The sequence below is a fragment of the Congregibacter sp. genome (genome assembly GCF_965660375.1).
GTDB lineage: Bacteria > Pseudomonadota > Gammaproteobacteria > Pseudomonadales > Halieaceae > Congregibacter.
Genome location: NZ_CBFHZO010000118.1, coordinates 1 through 16,691, shown reverse-complemented (window position 1 = coordinate 16,691; position 16,691 = coordinate 1). Strand labels below are relative to the sequence as shown.

Here is a 16,691-nt window from a genome sequence, read left to right as displayed (position 1 = left end):
GCGATCAATCAGGCAGCTACCGGGGCGCAGGCTTTGGGTAAAAAGCGCTGAGCCTGCTGGCGCACCACCTCTTGCAGCTCTGCGCGGCCGGCACAGGGAGGTACGGCAGCCACCCCCTCTTCCACAAGTTCGCGCAAGCGACGCGTAGCACCATCAAGGCCCAGCTCTGAAACGGCACTGGGGCGATCGAGAGCGACATCAACGCCGCAGGGTTTACCAAGCAGTTCGGGTGTTGAGGTCGCATCCTGAATATCGTCTGCGACCTGGTAGGCCTCACCGATCTTCGCACCCAATAATTTCCAGGGCGCAACATCCACCCCGGCAGCGGCAGCACCAGCGGCGGTTGCCGCAATAAACAGAGCACCGGTTTTTGCCCGGTGATACAAGGACACGTCGACAACGGGCTCCGACTCCCAGGCCTGCCCCGCCGCAATACCGCAGGGCGCACCCACGCCCTCGGCGACAACGCGCATCAGTTGCGACAGGCGATTCTTCGCCGGCAACCGGGGTCTTGCCAGCAACGCAAAAGCCGACACGATCAGAGCATCCCCCGCCAATAGCGCGATGGGCTCACCATAGGCGGAGTGCACCGACTGCTTGCCTCGACGCTCCTCGGCATTGTCAAAACAGGGCATATCATCGTGAACGAGGGAAGCGCAATGAAGAAGCTCAACAGAGGCCGCGGCGGCGGCGGCGAGTGCGGGCGCATCACAATTATTCGCCAGCGCCACGGCCAGACACAGCTTGGGCCGGACCCGGGCACCCCCAGGGAACACCGCATGATGAAGAGCGGCGGCCAATAACTTGGGACAGCGCGCATCGGCCGCCTCTTCAACGGCTGACCGCAAAACCTGCTCGAAATCACTGTCACCTATCGGCATAAGCGAACCCCACACTGTTAATATTAGTTTACACTTGCTTGTGTAAGGTAGATTAGACGACTAAAGAATACAAGTAGCAAAAGCAAGAGCAACACAAAGAGCGATGCAAGAAGGAATACCAGCAGCAATGGAAGATTCACCAACCCAGGATTTGGCCCCAGAACGCACCGCCTTGGAGGGCAAGGCGTTACCGCCAGGCTACAGCAGCCGCAAGCCCGGCATCGACTTTGCCGAGGCGGTGACGGACAACGGCTACCTCTGGTGGTATGTCGATGCCATCAGCGACGACGGCACACAGGCTTTCACCATGATTATTTTTGTCGGGAGTGTGTTCTCACCCTACTACGCCCGCGCGCGACGCAAAGCCCTGACCCGCGCGGAAAACCACTGCGCCTTCAATACTATTCTCTATGGACCCGGGGGCAAAAAACGCTGGAGCATGACCGAGCGGAGCGCCGCCCGCCTCGAACGCAGCGCCGACAGCTACGCTCTGGGCCCGAGCCGCATCGACTGGGACGGGCAAAGCTTTCTGGTCCAGGTAAACGAACGGTGCACGCCCTTTGCGCAGCCCATGCAGGGAACGATTCGCATCACCCCCTCAACGCTCACCACACACAGCCTGCAACTGGATGAAGATGCCCGGCACCACTGGAACCCCATAGCCCCCATTGCGCGAATTGATGTTGATCTCCCATCCCTGGGTACCGCCTGGTCCGGCGATGGCTACCTGGACAGCAATCGGGGAACGGAACCCCTGGCCGATGGGTTCTCGGGCTGGGACTGGACCCGCGCGCGACTGAACAGCGGCGACTGCGCCGTGCGTTACGAGGCACGTCATGGCGACCGGGAGCCATACAGACTCGCCCTGCGATTTAGTAAGGATGGATCCATTGCCAACGAGAAAGCGCTGGAAGCCGCGGCACTGCCGCGCACGGACATATGGCGCGTCGATCGACGCATGCCCAGCGCCGAAACAAAGCCAAAACGATTAAAGACCCTGGAAGACACGCCGTTTTATGCGCGCTCACTTATTGAGACAGAGTTTGGAGGAGAGCCGGGGACCGGTATCCACGAGAGCCTGTCCATGGAGCGCTTTGAGCAGCGCTGGGTACAGACCCTGCTACCCTTCAGGATGCCACGCTTGACCTGAGAGTCGACCGTGAACTGTGAACCTCCCGATCGCGCTTTTCGAGCTCGGCAAACACATTGAGCACCCAATCCACATCACCGGCAAATCCATCCCGCGGCTGCTCGACAACCTCCGGTGCTGGCAGGCTGTCCACCGCGCGAATGAGGTAGCGCACCTGGGGGAGCGGATCCGCATGAAGATGTGCAAGGTTTACCCTGGGGGGCACTAAAGAACTCGCGGTCAACAGCAGCTTGCGATGCGCAGGCAACACCGTGCGCTGAGAAACGCTATCGCCACCGCGGCGCAACAGTTCATGACCAATACCCGCGTAGAGCTTCCTCGCGGCATAAATACCGGGCCGACATCGGGCCGGCAACCCGGAAATGCCGCTGTCCGCTCGGGCGTACAAACACTCCGCTGCACTAAGCAGCCTGGCAACCACGGTAGCAAGCTCCGGAGAAAACACCGGGTTTTCTATAAGCGCCTGAGGGCTCAGACCAACCTCCCTAAGCCAGCGCTTGGGCAGATAGACCCGCCCCGCCCTGGCATCCTCACCGACATCACGAGCGATGTTAGTAAGCTGCATGGCAACACCCAGATCCGCCGCGCGAGCCAGCATGCCGGGATCGCGAACACCCATAAGCAATGCCATCATAACGCCCACGGAGCCCGCCACCCGCACGCCGTAGCGGTAAACACTACCGAGATCCTTGTACGCGCGAGACTGCACGTCCCAGGCGAAGCCCTGAAGCAGCGCCTCGAGGAGTTCCCGGGGCAGCGCATAGTCATATACAACCCGGGCAAGCGCACGGTCCACCGTATTATCCGGCGCGCCTTCACCGTACACCGCGTTCAAACGCCGCCGAAATATTGCCAGCTCCGCGATGGGGTCATCCCCGTCATCAATGGCGTCATCCGCTTCCCGGCAGAATGCATAGAGGGCATATACGGCCCCCCGCAGGTCCGACGGCAATAAATGGGAGGCGAGAAAAAACGACTTGGATCCCGTGCGAATCATGCCGCGACAGTGGGCAGTATCGGAGCGCGCATCCGGGGGTATCGCCACCCTTGAACGCAGCAAAACACCCCTTACCTCAGAGGCAGACTCAGGCATAGCTGTGCGCATGGGGAATCACCTGATCGAGCACCTTGGCTGACGTTATCACGCCGGGAATGCCGGCACCGGGATGGGTACCCGCGCCGACGAGATAAAGACCCTTCACGTCTTCGCTGACATTGTGGGGCCGAAACCAGGCGCTTTGCATAAGCTTCGGCTCAAAGCTGAAAGCGCAACCCCTGAACGCAAGCAGCCGACTCTGAAAGTCCAGCGGCGTCATCACCCTGGAGGTTTTCACATGCCCGGAAAAACCCGGCAGCACGGTTTCCTCAAGACGCTTCTGAATGGCGAGGCGAAAAGGCTCCGCCTGTGCCTCCCAGTCCGTGCCGCTCTCCAGATGAGGCACCGGCGCCAGCACGTAGAAAGTGTCACAGCCCTCGGGCGCCAGACTTGGATCCAGCTCTGTGGGGCGATGGAGATACAGACTGAAATCATCGGCGAGGTGATGGTGCTTGAAAATGTCGTCCAATAGCCCCTTGTATCGCGGCCCGAGAAGCACCGAGTGCTGAGGCACGTCTTCGTAGCGCTTATCGGTACCGAAGTACCAGACGAACAGCCCCGAGGAAAAACTGGAACGCTCAATTTTTTTATCGGTCCAGTGCTTTCGGTGCTCAGGCTTAACAAGGTGTCGGTAGGTCCAGGCCGCATCGGCATTGGACACCACCACGTCCGCAGAGAGCACCTCTCCCGACGCCAGGCGCACGCCCTTCGCTTTACCACTCTCTACCAGGATCTCATCCACTTCGGCATTGCAACGCAGCACCGCACCCTGGGACTGCATCAGCGACACCATGGCATCCACCAGCGCCCCGGTCCCGCCCATGGCCGAATGGACGCCGTGTTGCTGCTCGAGGTAGGAGATCAATGCGTAGACAGCGGTCACCGAATAGGGATTTCCGCCGATAAGCAGAGGATGAAAGCTCAGCACGGTTTGCAACTTGGGGCTCTTTACATGAGCGCGCACCAGGGAATGGAGGCTCCGAAGACCCTGCATTTTAAGCATCTCGGGAATAACCTTGAGCATGTCGGTAATTTTGGTGAAGGGCATGTCACCCATCTGCTCATAGCCAAGGCGATAGGCCGTGGCACTGGCCTTGAGAAAGCGTTCATAGCCGTCCAGATCATCCGGCGCTATGCGGCGTATCTCCGCGCGCATCTGCTGTGGATCACCGGTGTAATCGAAGGTGTCGCCATCATCAAAACGCAGACGAAAAAACGGCTTCATGGCGCGAAGATCCACATCATCGCTGAAGTTTCTGCCGCACAACGTCCAAAGCTCTTCCAGCAAAAACGGCGCGGTGATAATCGTGGGGCCGGCATCGAAGGTAAATCCGTCCTGCCGGAACACATACGCTCGCCCGCCGGCGGCATCGAGCTTTTCGAGCACGGTAACGCGATAACCGCGCACCGAAAGGCGAATTGCGGCGGCAAGACCGCCAAAACCACTACCAATGACGATGGCGTGGGGAGCAGCACCCGATTGCAGCTCAGAACCCGGGGTCACAATACCGTTCACTATAAATTACACTTTTAGTGTCAAACTTGGTTTACAGCATAGCAGCAAGAAAGCACCTTGCACAGATTAACCCGCAGTTTTCTGTGACCTCACCGCGGTGCAGCAGCCTTTTGAATCTGCTTCGCGAACCACTCGGGACTTTCTTCGTGGCCCAGATGCCCCAAACCGGCGATCCGATGGAGCTCTGATCCAGGGAGACGGCGAGCCAACTCCTCACCCTGCGCCGGCAGCACCACCGAATCCTTATCACAGACCAGGAGTGTTAACGCGGGATTCAAGCGATCGAGGTTGGCCTCCAGTTGCTCCAGATCCCAATTCGCCATCATGCGCAATGTAGCGGCGACATGCCTCGGTTTACCCAGCAGATCCCGATAACAGCGAATCATCTCGGGCGGCGTATTGGAGCCGGTCTGCCGCAACATCCGCTCCACCGGTTTTCGCGGCACCGCGTGAAGTGCAACCAACTGGGTAAACACCGGAGAAGCCGCAAGCAGCTGCGCCGCCTTACTGAACACCGGCGCGGCCGCCCGCCCGAAGGGCAGCATCGCCCCGTTGATACTAACCACAGATTGAGGATTGAGAGAGCCGCGCAAACACAGGCTTGCCGCGATGGCGGCGCCCGCAGAATGACCGGCGATAACTACGGGCTTTGCATCAAGATCATGCAGAAGATGGCCGATGGCCCGGGACATACCCGTCAGGGAACACTGTGCTGCCGGCGCCAGCTCGGTAAAACCCTGTCCGGGGAGATCGGGGGCGATGACACGAAAGTCCGACTCCAGAAGACGCGCCATGGGCACCCAGGAGTGAGAAGATGCCCCGGTGCCGTGAAGCAACAGCAAGTCCGGCCCCTCCCCACGAAGCTGCACATGCCAGCGCAGTCCCGCAGACTCAATAAACTCACTGCAGTCTACATCCGGCCAGTCAGCCGGCAGTTCATAGCCCGCCACAGGCCTAACTCACAACCTGCCGGACAACGGACTGTAGCTGCTGCGCGTTCGCATTGGGTAATGGCAGATACAGCGCTCCCAGATTATTAGCCAGCTCCGCGGCGGAGCGATGGGGTCTCGGCGAGGTATCAATCACCATGCCCGCCGCCGCACTACTCAGCCTGAGGTTCTGCGCCGCCGTCAGGGCATCTGCCAGCGCAGGCTCCCTGCCCGTACTGCCATCACGACATACGTTGCCTCTTCCGTCCGTGAGCATCACATAGGCGGGCGTTGCCCCCCTGCGATCCAACATCTCCAACAGCTCCGCGGTGGCATCAATGCCTGCCGCAAGGGGTGTGCCACCACCGCCCGGCAAAGCCGAAAGACTGCGCTTCGCCCTGATCAGCGATCGCGTGGGCGGCAACAACAATTCGGCGCTGTCGCCCCGGAAGGCAATGAGCGCCACTTCGTCGCGCCGTACGTAGCAGTCTGCGAGAAGCAGTTCGACAGCCCCCTTTGCCTCCGCAAGGCGATAGAGCGCCGAAGACCCCGATGCATCAACCACGAACACCGTGACGCTCTGCGATCGCTGGCGAAAACGCACAATACGAAAATCCTCGGCCTGCACCCGTAAACGAGCGCCGCCGGTAGCGGGCCCCCGCAAGCGCTGCCAGGGGGCAGCGGTGCGCAGTGTCGCCATGACATCCAGTCGCGCCCCACTGCGGGGATCGCCGGGAAGACTACCCATGGGCCGTCCGCGCATTTTGGCGCGCTGCCTGGCTCCGGATTTACCGCTTGCGGCGCTGCGCCTGGCACCCATGGTCCCACTGAGCAACTTAGCCAGCAAATCCGGAGGCAGCATGGCCTGCGCCGCCTCCAGCAGGCGATCATCGGTCAGCGGGTCTACATCCGCGCTGGACTGCTCACCATCCTGCCCTTCCTCGTCTTTCGGCTGGGAATTTTCTTCAGGCGGCGGACTGTCAGATGTATCCGGCGCCTGATCTTCAGGAGGCTGTGGGTCTTCAGGGCTGTCTTCACGGCTTTCTTCAAGGTCGTCTTCCGACGCCTGTTCATCGCCCGCGGGAAGCTGCGTTGCCAAGGGCAGCAACACAAGGCGCAAAACCTGCTCGAGGTGTTCATCGGACACGCTATCCTCACCCGCGAGGGCCGCCAGCACCCGAGCCGTCCTGGCCGCCAGTACTGCCGCCCGCGGAGAATCAATACCCAGCGCCAGAGTCGCCTGACAAATGCTCTGCAGCGCCGGCCCTTCAAGCTCTACAGCTGAAAGGGATTCCCGGGCACTTTGGATATCCTCCGCTGACCACGGAAACTCGTCGATGGCGCCCACGGGCAACGGGGTCAGATCAATCTGCAGGGCCAGGCGCTCTATCAAGTTGGCAGACAGCGCTTCGTCATCGACGCCCTCATCGAGAGCGACTACGGCAAGACGACAATCGTGCTGCGCTGCGATGCCCTCACGCTCCAGACGGAGGACCGGCTCATCAAGGAGAGCGGCAAGGGGCGCCACAACGGAAGTCGGCGCCCGCTCCGCCATGCTCAGCAGGACAATGCCATCATTGCTTTCTACCAGGAGACCGCGCCCCGCGACGGGAGAGCCCTTGCGCAGGGTCGCAGCCAAATCCAGACCGCCCAGTAAACGGGATTCACTGCAGTGAAGCGGTATTTTTCGCCAGGGCGTAGCGTCGGGCAACAATGCCCGGCATTGCTCCAACCAAAAATCCCGCACCGGACCCGGACGCCCTTTCAGCCGGATTCCTCCAACTATGTGGCCACCTACCGCCAGACACGCTGCCGCCCATGCCGCATCATTCCAGCGCGCAAGTTGCTCCTCGGTTGCTTCTATGGTCAATCGAAGAGCGCCGACAGCGCCTTGTCGATTCGCGCGGTAGAACCCGACTCATCGAGGGGGTCCCGCCTCAACCGGTGCCGCAGCACCGATGGCGCCAGTGCTTTCATATCGGCAAGGGTCGCCACATCGCGACCTGCCAGCGCTGCCTGAGCCCGCGCCGTTCGCACCAGGGTAAGCTCCCCCCGCAGACCGTCGGTTCCCAGCGACATGCACAGGGTTGCGGCCGCTTCCAGTACATCGTCTGCAACCTCAATAGAATCCAGCGACTCCCGGGCCTTCTGCAACTGCCGACGAACGCGACCTTCTTTACGTTGCTGATGCTTGCTAAAGCCCTCCGGGTCACGCTCAAAGGCATCACGCTGGCGAACAATCTCCACCCTGGCTGCGACGTCCTGAGGCGTTTTTACTTCCACCGACATGCCAAAACGGTCCAGGAGCTGGGGGCGAAGCTCCCCCTCCTCCGGATTTCCACTGCCCACCAGTACAAAGCGAGCGGGATGACGCACGCTGAGCCCCTCACGCTCGACCACGTTTTCACCGCTGGCAGCAACGTCCAGGAGAGAGTCAACGATATGATCCTCAAGGAGATTCACCTCGTCGATATAGAGAAATCCACGATGGGCCCGGGCCAGAAGCCCCGCTTCAAAGGCCTTCTCGCCATCATGAAGTGCCCGCTCCAGATCCAGCGCGCCGATAACCCGATCTTCCGTAGCGCCCAGGGGCAAATCCACTACCGGAATTGGCGAAGCGCGGGACTTCAGTTTATCTGTCCCGGATTCGCAGCGGGCACAGAGGCCCGCGGGTTTCTTATCGGGGTCGCAGTTAAAAGGGCAGCCATCAACCATGGGGATTTTTGGCATCAGCGCTGCCAATGCACGAATGGCCGTGGACTTCCCCGTACCCCGGTCCCCAAAAACAAGAACACCTCCAATGGAGGGATCCACCGCTGCCACGAGCAGGGCAGTTTTCATTTCGTCCTGGCCCACAATGGCCGTAAACGGAAAGGCTTTCGCCATAATTCTAAATTCCAGCTGATTCTTGGTCGACATCTGACAAGATGCCTGTGTAAATCCAAGCTTACACGATCGATTTAGAAAATGGGTGCCGTTAGCTGATAAGGGTGCCGTCAGCTAACGAAAAAAGACCTTCAGGCAAGGTTCTTTAGAAAATCTTCCAGCGCCGCCTGGGTTTGCGCCGGAGCCTCAAACTGCGGCAAGCCGAGCGTGTCAGGAATCTGGGTCAACTGCCAGTTATCCTTGTCCCGCACAACCTCATCCAGGTAATCAAAGCTGATGTTGGGGTCCCGATCGTAGAGGACCTGAACGGGCAACTGCTGCGGCTCGTAAAGCTCTCCCACCGCATCTGGCGCAAAAAACTGGGTCGATAAAAAGTAAAAGGGCGCATAGGACGCTCCAGGCTGAGCAGCACTGGCCCAGGCGTAATCAACCATGTCGTCAGGAGCACCATCCTTGAATGCCTTGTCCAGAAAGTACCGAATACTCGGTTTTGTTCGCAGAATCCGAAACAGACCTGCGCCCAGAAGCGGAAGACGTAACACCCGATGCACGCGCTCTGGCGCTTGGGAGCGTGAGCTGCGTCGGCGCATAAAACCCGTCGGGGACACCAGGGTAAGACTACTAAACAACTCCGGGGCATCAAGGGCAGCACGGGCAGCAAATTCTGACGTTGTGGATAACGCCAGCACATCGACAGGACCAAGGTTCATGGCGTTCACGATATCGATGATTACTTGCGCATAGAATTCTGGGCTATAGACACGATCAGCACGCTCCGAACGACCAAAACCCGGCAAATCTGGAGCGTACAAAGGCATCGAGAGGGCCATATCCTCAAAAAACGGCTTTACCTCATAAGCGCTTGCTGCCGCATTCATACTGTGAAGCAGCAGTAAAGGACGGCCACTGCCCGGCCGGTGATAGCAGAGCACCGATTCCGAACTTGGCAACGCCCAACGGGCTTCTTCCGCCTCAATCGCTGCGGGCAATGACTGGCCTTCCATAGCAAACTCCTTTGAACTGGCCGAGCTTACGCGTATAAGCAACCCTTGACATATGTCAAATTTAGTTAACACTTTAGGTGTTACATTTATTGGACACTTTTGCCAGAGTCGATCGGCATGCGAATACTGTTTGTGCATCCCAATTATCAGTCCGGCGGCGCCGAAATCGCCGGCAGCTGGCCCCCCGCCTGGGTGGCTTACCTGTCTGGCCCCTTGCGCAAGGCGGGTTTTGACGACATCCATTTTATTGATGCCATGACCCACGACCTGGATGACGCCACCATTGCCGAGCGGATTTCAGAGCTGCAGCCTGACCTGGTGGGTGTCACTTCCATTACCCCTTCTATTTACGCAGCGGAGCGTATTCTGGAGCTCGCAAAGGAGCACGCGCCCGACGCGCTGCGCGTATTGGGCGGCATTCATGCAACGTTCATGTACAAGCAGGTGCTCAGTGAAGCACCCTGGATTGACCTGATCGTGCGCGGGGAGGGGGAAGAAATACTATGTGATGTGGTCCGGGCCGCCTCCTCCGGAGATTTTGAAGCCCGGCGCGAAAATATCCTGGGCGTGGCTTTTCGGCGCGGCAGTGAAATCGTTGCAACCCCGGCGGCGCCGACGATCAAGGATCTGGACTCCATAGAACCCGACTGGAACATGCTCGAGTGGAGCCACTACAAGTACATCCCCCTGGGGACCCGTGTAGCCATACCAAATATGGCGCGAGGCTGCCCCTTCACCTGCTCCTTCTGCTCCCAGTGGAAGTTCTGGCGGGATTATCGCGTACGCGACCCCATCAAGGTGGTCGACGAAATCGAAAAACTCGTTAATGAACATGAAGTGGGATTCTTCATCCTTGCAGATGAGGAACCCACCATCAATCGCAAAAAGTTTATCGAATTCTGCGAAGAACTGATTCGCAGAGACCTTCCTGAGCGCGTGAAATGGGGCATCAACACCCGGGTCACGGACATTCTCCGGGATGAAGAGCTCCTACCGCTCTACCGCCGAGCGGGGCTCGTGCATGTGAGTCTCGGGACCGAAGCGGCCGCGCAGATGAAACTTGATCAGTTCAACAAGGAAACAAAAGTAGAGGACAACAAGCGGGCGATTCAGCTTCTGCGGGAGGCAGACATTCTCATCGAAGCGCAGTTTATCGTTGGCCTCGATAACGAAACACCCGAGACCTTGGAAGAAACCTATCAAATGGCGTGGGAATGGCAGCCTGACCTGGCAAACTGGGCGATGTACACGCCTTGGCCGTTCACGCCACTATTCCAGGACCTGGGTGACAAAGTCGAAATCTTTGACTTTTCCAAGTACAACTTTGTAACGCCTATTATGAAACCCGCCGCCATGAGTCGTGGCGAACTTCTGGATGGCGTCATGCGCAACTACCGGCGCTTCTACAGCAAAAAAGCGCTGTTTCACTATCCCTGGCGCGGCACCGGATTCCGTCGCCGCTATCTTCTGGGCTGCCTCAAGGCGTTTATGAAAGCGGGCTTTCAACGGAGCTTCTATGATCTGGGCAAGGCCGGTTACTGGGGACCGCAAACCAAGGACAAGGTCGACTTCCACTTCGACACGACGCGCAAGATCGCGCCCGCACAGTTGGAAGATTGGGAGTCTACCCAGGATCGTGCGGCACAGGCTCGCGCGCGAAAACAAGCGGCACTGGAAGACTGCGACGAACAGGTTGTGGTAGTCAAAGCCTGCGGCGGCGGCGACCAGCAAATGGAAGAGTCTTTTATCGAGAATAAAGCTGACAAAAGCGTCGCGAACGTAACGGAGAAAGTAGAGGAAATGGCCTAGTGAATGCACCGGTAGCAATACCGCCCCCGAATGACGGGCTTGCCCGCATCGGACCCAACAGCGTATTGCAATTAGTACCGCTGCTTGACGATATGCTGGGAGAGGAGGAGCGGAACCGACTCATGCGCCTGTCCGGCATGAGTGACCTACCATCGAGCGAAGGCATGATGGCAGAATCACCGGCGGCGGCCCTGCATCAGGCACTGCGCTCAAATCATCCGATCCTGGCCCCCAAGCTCACGAACCGCGCGGGCGAGCGCACCGCTGACTACATCATCAAACATCGCATCCCCACTGCCGCACTGCGCGTGATGCGCACCCTGCCACCATGGCTCTCGGCCCCGCTGCTGGCCAATATCATCGAGAAGCACGCCTGGACCTTTGCTGGTTCCGGCACTTTTCGTGTGCGCTCACGGCACCCACTGGTGTTTACCCTTCGCGACAACCCGGTGGTCCGGGGTGAGCAATCTGCGGCCCCCCTGTGCCACTGGCACAGTGCAGTGTTTCAGAGACTCTTCACCTCTATTGTGGACCCCAACCTACGCTGCGTCGAAACGCAGTGCTGTGCCACCGGCAGCGACAGCTGCGTATTTGAAATACGCTGAGCCTAGCCGAAATCAGGTGTCGTTGGGTGAGCGATCGCTTTACCGGCACCCTTCCACTCGTCGAACCCTCCTGCAATAGACTTCACGTGAAGGTAACCCATCTCTCCCATTGTTTGCGCCGCGAGCGCCGCACGACCACTGGTCTTGCAATAAACCAGGACGCGCCGGGAACGGTCCTGAAGACTCTCATCAGTTGACAGCATAAACTCCAATAATCCCCGGGGAATATTGATCGCGCCACCGATGTGACCGTCCTGGTATTCATTGCCCTCGCGAACATCAATGATCACATCCGCAGTCATCACCGCTTCCTCCGCCCCCTCCATTGGCACCTCGGTAATGCTCGCCTTGGCCGCAGCCACCAGATCCTGTGCTGTTTTCATTGCTTGGTACCTCTTTGAACTTTACTTAAAATCCTGCGACGGAGCCCGCGGTTTACAGCTCCCTCAGCTACCAAATCTTCCGTAAAAGTACTTCCTGTAAGCCTCTGAATGCTACCCTCGTCACCATGCTCATACCCCATGCCAACCCACTTATCACCGGCACTTTTCTGGCGCGCTATGACCGCTTTATTGCGCGCCTCGCTCTGGGTGATCGAGAGATCGAGGCCCACTGCGTTAACACCGGCCGCATGGAGGGCCTGATTGCGCCGGGGAGCCGCGCCTGGATATCGCAGGTTCCGCACGACAGTCCTCGAAAGTTGCGCTACACCCTGGAGATGCTCGAGATCGACGGTGTAATGATCGGCGTTAACACCATGTTACCTAACAGACTGGCGGAGATGGTAGTTCAGTCAAAGCTGATAAGCGGTTTAAAACGCTACCGAAAAATATCCCGGGAAGTCCCCTATGGCGAACGCTCGCGGATCGACCTTTTATTGGAGGGAGAGAACTCCCGTCATTGGGTCGAGGTAAAGAACTGTCACCTGGTGTACCCCGACGGTGGCGCCTATTTTCCCGACTCCGTCAGCAAGCGGGCCACGGGCCACCTTGATGAGCTGGTTGAAAAAGTGCGGCTTGGCGACAAGGCGACGGTGCTCTTTGTGGTGCAGAGGAAAGATGGTGCCTTCGTCCGGCCCAGCGACCTTCACGATCCGGTGTTCGCGGCGTCAGCGAGGCAGGCTTACGCAGAGGGTGTGCGCTTTACTGGCCTGCATTTTGACGTGGGGGTTCACGGATTCAGCTACCTCGGCACGCTGCCCGTAGACTTTCGACCCTACAACACGGAGTCCATCAGGGGCTTTCGCGATGCACTTGCCAGCACCTCGGGCTGGACACGCCGGGGCAAAACCCAATAAACAGTGAGAACCTAGGCGTTCAGCGCCGCCAGCACACGATTCGCTTTGCGTCGGAACGCGGGTTCCTGTAGCAGTGCCGGCACACGCCCCAAACCTGCGCCACTCAAATTCTCCGCCAGATAAAAAAGTCCGGGCTCCTGGGAATCGGTGAGATTGAGTTCCGCAACATCACGTAAACCGCGATAGCTCACGCGGTCGCCCAAACGCCCGGCCAGATACATAAGCACATTTTCCTGGCGTTCACCGCCTGTCATAGAGTGCTCCGCGGCGGGCGTTACCAGGGGTATGAAACCGAACTCTATAGCGTTGACGATATCATCGGGTAAATGCCAAAGTCTTGCTAGGCTTGCTCCTATAATCGCGGTATTGGCGGAACAGGCGTTCTGCTGGGCTGTGACTCTGGCCACAATGTTAACGCCGTCACTGTAGACTGCCGGCAAACCCTCGACGCTGGTCACGAGGGCCACATCCCCAAGATTAAAGAACAGCGCCTTGGTGGCAAGCACCGATGGCCTCTTGACGCCGAGCTCCTGACCGAGCATCTGAGCCAGTGCACTCGCCGTACAAGCCGATTTCCAGATGCGACCCAAAGCTGCCTGCTGCTCTGGACTCCCCTCGTCAAGCTGCTCAGCCACAGCGGATTGCGCAACCAGCCCTTTTACAACGCTTACCCCGAGATAGGTGATGGCATGCCGAACGCTGGTAATGGGGAATGCGAGAGAAAACGCGGCAGAGTTGACAGTGCTAAGAATTCTCGCGGTAAGGCCTGCATCCGAAACAACGGCTTCCATCAAAGAGTCAGGTGTATCCAAGCCACTGGCAAGCTGTCGCTGCACCGGATGCGGCTCAGGCATGCGCGTGCAGATCGCATCGATATTCTCTGACACCTCGGGCGTCAGCTCGCCATGCATAATGAGGTGGAAGCCTTCAAGCTCGGCAGGCAGCGGTCGAGGGGAGGGATCGGCCAACTCGGGGGCTGCTGATTCAAATACCGGCAACTCAGCTGATTCCGCGCCCCTGGGTTTGGGTTGGCTGACAGAAGCCGCCTTTTTTTGCTGCCGTGTGCGTAACTGCTGTGAATACTTTTTGGTTGTGGGTTTTCGCAGGAAAAACCAGAGGGATACCGCGATCAAAAGGATCAAAACCACCCAAAGCGCATCAAACTCCATTTCACCTACCCTTAGTCGTTTGGAACAGTGTGGCTAACGGCTTACGGCATTGTCGCCAACCGCGTCTGCAACACTGTCGCTCACCGGTGAGCCTTTGTCGCCTATTTGTTGCCTATTTCTCGTTTATTGCCATCATTATTGTACGGCGCTCGAAGCGCGCTCACGAATCGCCAGCGAGCGCTGCATCGTCCAGTGCCAAGGCTAGTTGGTAAGCCCCACGCGCCGTTAAGCGACTTCTATAAGCCCACAGTAACGGAAGCTCCTGAAGGCTCTTGAACTGCCAGCCAAACATAACTTCCGAACCGAAATAGATGTCGGCGGCGGTAAACCTATCCCCACAGATGAAAGTTTTATCGGCGAGGGCAAACAGCAGGGCTTGATAGGTCAGATCGAAAGAGCCATAACCCAGTATGCGGGGTACTGCTCATCCCGCTCTATACCCAGGGAACCACTACTCGTAATTGCTTCCACAGGCCCTGCCAAAGTACATCCACCGATGATACGCCGCTCTCTCGTTGCTCCTTGGGGCGAGGCCCGCTTTTGGACACATATCTGCCAGATAGGCAGAAATTGCGGCCTTCTCTGTGACAACGGCTTCACCGTGCACAAGAGCGGCTACTTTGCCCATGGGATTGATAGCACGATAGTCCGGAGATTTCATGGCGTCCCCATAATCCAGAACGTTCGTGTCGTAAGGCTCACCCAGTTCTTCCAGCATCCATCGGACTATGCTTCCCTGGGACATCGGTTTGGTGTAGAAAACAAGACTCATAGCTGCTCCTCTTTTTAGGAAGGACTTGCCCCCGGAGCGCCAGAAGAGCACCAGTTGACTGGGCAGCAGCTAACCACGCGATTGTGTAAGTCAGTCGCACTCTCACTCTCAAGTCCCATTTCTTTGCGACCGCGCATATTAATGACGCAGGAAAACCCTGTAGCTCGATCCCCAAATCCACATCCTCTGTACATATCCGCCGGCCATACGGTCCACACGTGGCGCCATACTCGCAGGGCCTTTTCATGCCTGATCATCATCTGATACTCGGACCGACAAACTACCGCCAACAGGCGCAAGGTGGCTCTGAAGAGAGCGCTCCGATAATCGAGTTGACCCACAAATGGGGGCTGCATAGACTCGCTAGTAAGAGATACGAGATAGCGACGACGGCACTTTTTTTTAAGGGGTTTTCTATGGCGATCAGTGACGAGTGGGTTGCTTGGGCCCGCTCCAATCTGAGAGGCGGATCAACGATTGAAGACACCCGGAGCGCCCTGGAAGCGCAGGGCTTTGCGGCAAGAGACGTTAAATACGCATTGAAAAAAGCGGCTTCAAAGAAGAGCTATCAGCGAGAAGTCAGAACGAAAAACCCGAAACAGGGCCGGAACACGCGGCAGACAGATGTAGACTACGCGGCGTTAGCAGCACCACGGGTTGTGCGAGAAACAGGTAACGGGCAGATAACCGCCCTTTGCATCGACGAGCTACAGTTGTTTGCCATACGCAACTTTCTCAGTACTCAGAAGTGCAAAATTCTCATTGACGCTATTACGGCAAACGCGCATCCATCGAAGGTTGACGGTTATGAGCAACAGTCTGATATCCGGTCCAGTCGAACCTGCAGTCTCAGAGCACATGAGTTCTCTTTCATTGCGGACATCAATCAACGCATTGCGAGCACGCTGGGGCTGAATAATGGTTGGGCAGAAGTGACCCAGGGACAATGGTATGAACCGGGCCAGCAGTACAAAACTCATCCGGATTACTTTGTGCCTGGTACCAAAGAGTATGAGCGGTTTGCAGCTGCCGAGGGCCAGCGGACCTGGACGTTCATGATTTACTTGAACAAGCCCGAACTCGGTGGCGGGACGCATTTCAGCAAAATCAGCAAAACCATTATGCCTGAGCAGGGCCTGGCGATTTGCTGGAACAATCTGCTTGCCAACGGTGAGCCCAACCCCAACACCTTACACGCAGGGCTTCCCGTGGAGGCTGGCTCTAAATTCATCATTACCAAGTGGTTCAGGGATCGCGGAACGGGATTACCCTTCGTTAGCGAGTAGCAGGGCCCGTCGGTGCACTGTCCGGCCATAACCCCGGGTCTACTATTGATAAGAAGTATCACTCGTCGTCCGTTAGGGTGTGCTTTAGATACCAACAGCGCTGTCGCTCAAGAAACACCGAGCAGAGAAAGTGCCTTGATAGAGATAAACCCCCCGCCCCCTAACGTAAAACGCCCCAACCGATGGTGGTTGGGGCGATTACGTTTTGGCGCCTGGCGATGACCTACTCTCACATGGGGAAACCCCACACTACCATCGGCGATACATCGTTTCACTGCTGAGTTCGGGATG

At 58.0% G+C, this 16,691-nt stretch carries 16 protein-coding genes and 1 rRNA gene; 5 read left to right on the top strand and 12 right to left on the bottom strand.

Going from position 1 to position 16,691, the window contains the following annotated elements:
- Positions 1-8: 8 nt before the first annotated feature.
- Positions 9-881 (bottom strand): polyprenyl synthetase family protein, encoded by an 873-nt coding sequence (locus ACTG3T_RS11715; RefSeq protein ID WP_439102458.1) that lies wholly within the window; start codon positions 879-881, stop codon positions 9-11.
- Positions 882-1,008: 127 nt separating this feature from the next.
- Here ACTG3T_RS11715 and ACTG3T_RS11710 point away from each other — a divergent pair, with 127 nt between their 5' ends.
- Entirely contained in the window at positions 1,009-2,031 is a 1,023-nt protein-coding gene (locus ACTG3T_RS11710) for a carotenoid 1,2-hydratase (protein ID WP_439102457.1), read from the top strand.
- Here the strand turns inward: ACTG3T_RS11710 and ACTG3T_RS11705 are convergent.
- The 6 genes from ACTG3T_RS11705 to ACTG3T_RS11680 form a co-directional block, all read right to left on the bottom strand.
- Positions 2,009-3,136, bottom strand: a complete 1,128-nt coding sequence (locus tag ACTG3T_RS11705) for a phytoene/squalene synthase family protein (RefSeq protein ID WP_439102456.1) — start codon at positions 3,134-3,136, stop codon at positions 2,009-2,011. The genes ACTG3T_RS11710 and ACTG3T_RS11705 overlap by 23 nt on opposite strands.
- Positions 3,117-4,643, bottom strand: a complete 1,527-nt coding sequence (locus ACTG3T_RS11700) for a phytoene desaturase (protein WP_439102455.1) — start codon at positions 4,641-4,643, stop codon at positions 3,117-3,119. Before ACTG3T_RS11700 ends, ACTG3T_RS11705 begins: the two co-directional genes overlap by 20 nt.
- Positions 4,644-4,732: 89 nt before the next feature.
- Positions 4,733-5,593: an alpha/beta fold hydrolase BchO gene (gene bchO / locus ACTG3T_RS11695; protein WP_439102454.1), complete on the bottom strand. Its 861-nt coding sequence runs from the start codon at positions 5,591-5,593 to the stop codon at positions 4,733-4,735.
- A gap of 4 nt (positions 5,594-5,597) precedes the next feature.
- Complete coding sequence (locus ACTG3T_RS11690) at positions 5,598-7,442, bottom strand: magnesium chelatase subunit D (RefSeq protein WP_439102453.1); 1,845 nt, start codon at positions 7,440-7,442, stop codon at positions 5,598-5,600.
- Positions 7,439-8,458 (bottom strand): magnesium chelatase ATPase subunit I, encoded by a 1,020-nt coding sequence (gene bchI / locus ACTG3T_RS11685; protein ID WP_439102452.1) that lies wholly within the window; start codon positions 8,456-8,458, stop codon positions 7,439-7,441. The genes ACTG3T_RS11690 and bchI overlap by 4 nt, the downstream gene beginning before the upstream one ends.
- Positions 8,459-8,589: 131 nt before the next feature.
- Complete coding sequence (locus ACTG3T_RS11680; RefSeq protein ID WP_439102451.1) at positions 8,590-9,462, bottom strand: alpha/beta fold hydrolase; 873 nt, start codon at positions 9,460-9,462, stop codon at positions 8,590-8,592.
- A 117-nt stretch (positions 9,463-9,579) separates the two neighbouring features.
- Here ACTG3T_RS11680 and bchE point away from each other — a divergent pair, with 117 nt between their 5' ends.
- Complete coding sequence (gene bchE / locus ACTG3T_RS11675; RefSeq protein WP_439102450.1) at positions 9,580-11,271, top strand: magnesium-protoporphyrin IX monomethyl ester anaerobic oxidative cyclase; 1,692 nt, start codon at positions 9,580-9,582, stop codon at positions 11,269-11,271.
- Entirely contained in the window at positions 11,271-11,876 is a 606-nt protein-coding gene (gene bchJ / locus ACTG3T_RS11670) for a bacteriochlorophyll 4-vinyl reductase (protein ID WP_439102449.1), read from the top strand. Before bchE ends, bchJ begins: the two co-directional genes overlap by 1 nt.
- Before the next feature lie 2 nt (positions 11,877-11,878).
- Here the strand turns inward: bchJ and ACTG3T_RS11665 are convergent, their stop codons facing one another.
- Entirely contained in the window at positions 11,879-12,259 is a 381-nt protein-coding gene (locus tag ACTG3T_RS11665; RefSeq protein ID WP_439102448.1) for a rhodanese-like domain-containing protein, read from the bottom strand.
- Between the two features lie 125 nt (positions 12,260-12,384).
- On the opposite strand from ACTG3T_RS11665, the gene sfsA reads away from it, so the two are divergent.
- Positions 12,385-13,173 carry a DNA/RNA nuclease SfsA gene (gene sfsA, locus ACTG3T_RS11660; protein WP_439102447.1) on the top strand — a complete coding sequence of 263 codons (789 nt, stop codon included), beginning with the start codon at positions 12,385-12,387 and terminating at the stop codon, positions 13,171-13,173.
- Between the two features lie 11 nt (positions 13,174-13,184).
- On the opposite strand, the gene ACTG3T_RS11655 is transcribed toward sfsA, so the two are convergent.
- The 3 genes from ACTG3T_RS11655 to ACTG3T_RS11645 form a co-directional block, all read right to left on the bottom strand.
- Positions 13,185-14,141 (bottom strand): HDOD domain-containing protein, encoded by a 957-nt coding sequence (locus ACTG3T_RS11655; protein ID WP_439102446.1) that lies wholly within the window; start codon positions 14,139-14,141, stop codon positions 13,185-13,187.
- Between the two features lie 361 nt (positions 14,142-14,502).
- Entirely contained in the window at positions 14,503-14,712 is a 210-nt protein-coding gene (locus ACTG3T_RS11650; RefSeq protein WP_439102579.1) for a hypothetical protein, read from the bottom strand.
- An 81-nt stretch (positions 14,713-14,793) separates the two neighbouring features.
- Positions 14,794-15,114 carry a glutathione S-transferase N-terminal domain-containing protein gene (locus tag ACTG3T_RS11645; protein ID WP_439102445.1) on the bottom strand — a complete coding sequence of 107 codons (321 nt, stop codon included), beginning with the start codon at positions 15,112-15,114 and terminating at the stop codon, positions 14,794-14,796.
- A 245-nt stretch (positions 15,115-15,359) separates the two neighbouring features.
- Between ACTG3T_RS11645 and ACTG3T_RS11640 the strand changes: the two genes are divergently transcribed.
- On the top strand, positions 15,360-16,400 hold the full coding sequence (locus ACTG3T_RS11640) for a prolyl hydroxylase family protein (RefSeq protein ID WP_439102444.1): 1,041 nt from the start codon (positions 15,360-15,362) through the stop codon (positions 16,398-16,400).
- Positions 16,401-16,610: 210 nt separating this feature from the next.
- Here ACTG3T_RS11640 and rrf read toward each other — a convergent pair.
- Positions 16,611-16,691, bottom strand: a 5S ribosomal RNA gene (rrf, locus tag ACTG3T_RS11635); the annotation flags it as partial.

Bases quoted from the DNA above. Each gene is read 5' to 3' on its own strand.
- sfsA (WP_439102447.1), top strand. From the start codon at position 12,385: ATGCTCATACCCCATGCCAACCCACTTATCACCGGCACTTTTCTGGCG.
- ACTG3T_RS11645 (WP_439102445.1), bottom strand. From the start codon at position 15,114: ATGAGTCTTGTTTTCTACACCAAACCGATGTCCCAGGGAAGCATAGTC.
- ACTG3T_RS11640 (WP_439102444.1), top strand. From the start codon at position 15,360: ATGCCTGATCATCATCTGATACTCGGACCGACAAACTACCGCCAACAG.
- ACTG3T_RS11710 (WP_439102457.1), top strand. From the start codon at position 1,009: ATGGAAGATTCACCAACCCAGGATTTGGCCCCAGAACGCACCGCCTTG.
- bchE (WP_439102450.1), top strand. From the start codon at position 9,580: ATGCGAATACTGTTTGTGCATCCCAATTATCAGTCCGGCGGCGCCGAA.
- ACTG3T_RS11715 (WP_439102458.1), bottom strand. From the start codon at position 881: ATGCCGATAGGTGACAGTGATTTCGAGCAGGTTTTGCGGTCAGCCGTT.
- ACTG3T_RS11705 (WP_439102456.1), bottom strand. From the start codon at position 3,136: ATGCGCACAGCTATGCCTGAGTCTGCCTCTGAGGTAAGGGGTGTTTTG.
- ACTG3T_RS11680 (WP_439102451.1), bottom strand. From the start codon at position 9,462: ATGGAAGGCCAGTCATTGCCCGCAGCGATTGAGGCGGAAGAAGCCCGT.
- bchI (WP_439102452.1), bottom strand. From the start codon at position 8,458: ATGGCGAAAGCCTTTCCGTTTACGGCCATTGTGGGCCAGGACGAAATG.
- ACTG3T_RS11665 (WP_439102448.1), bottom strand. From the start codon at position 12,259: ATGAAAACAGCACAGGATCTGGTGGCTGCGGCCAAGGCGAGCATTACC.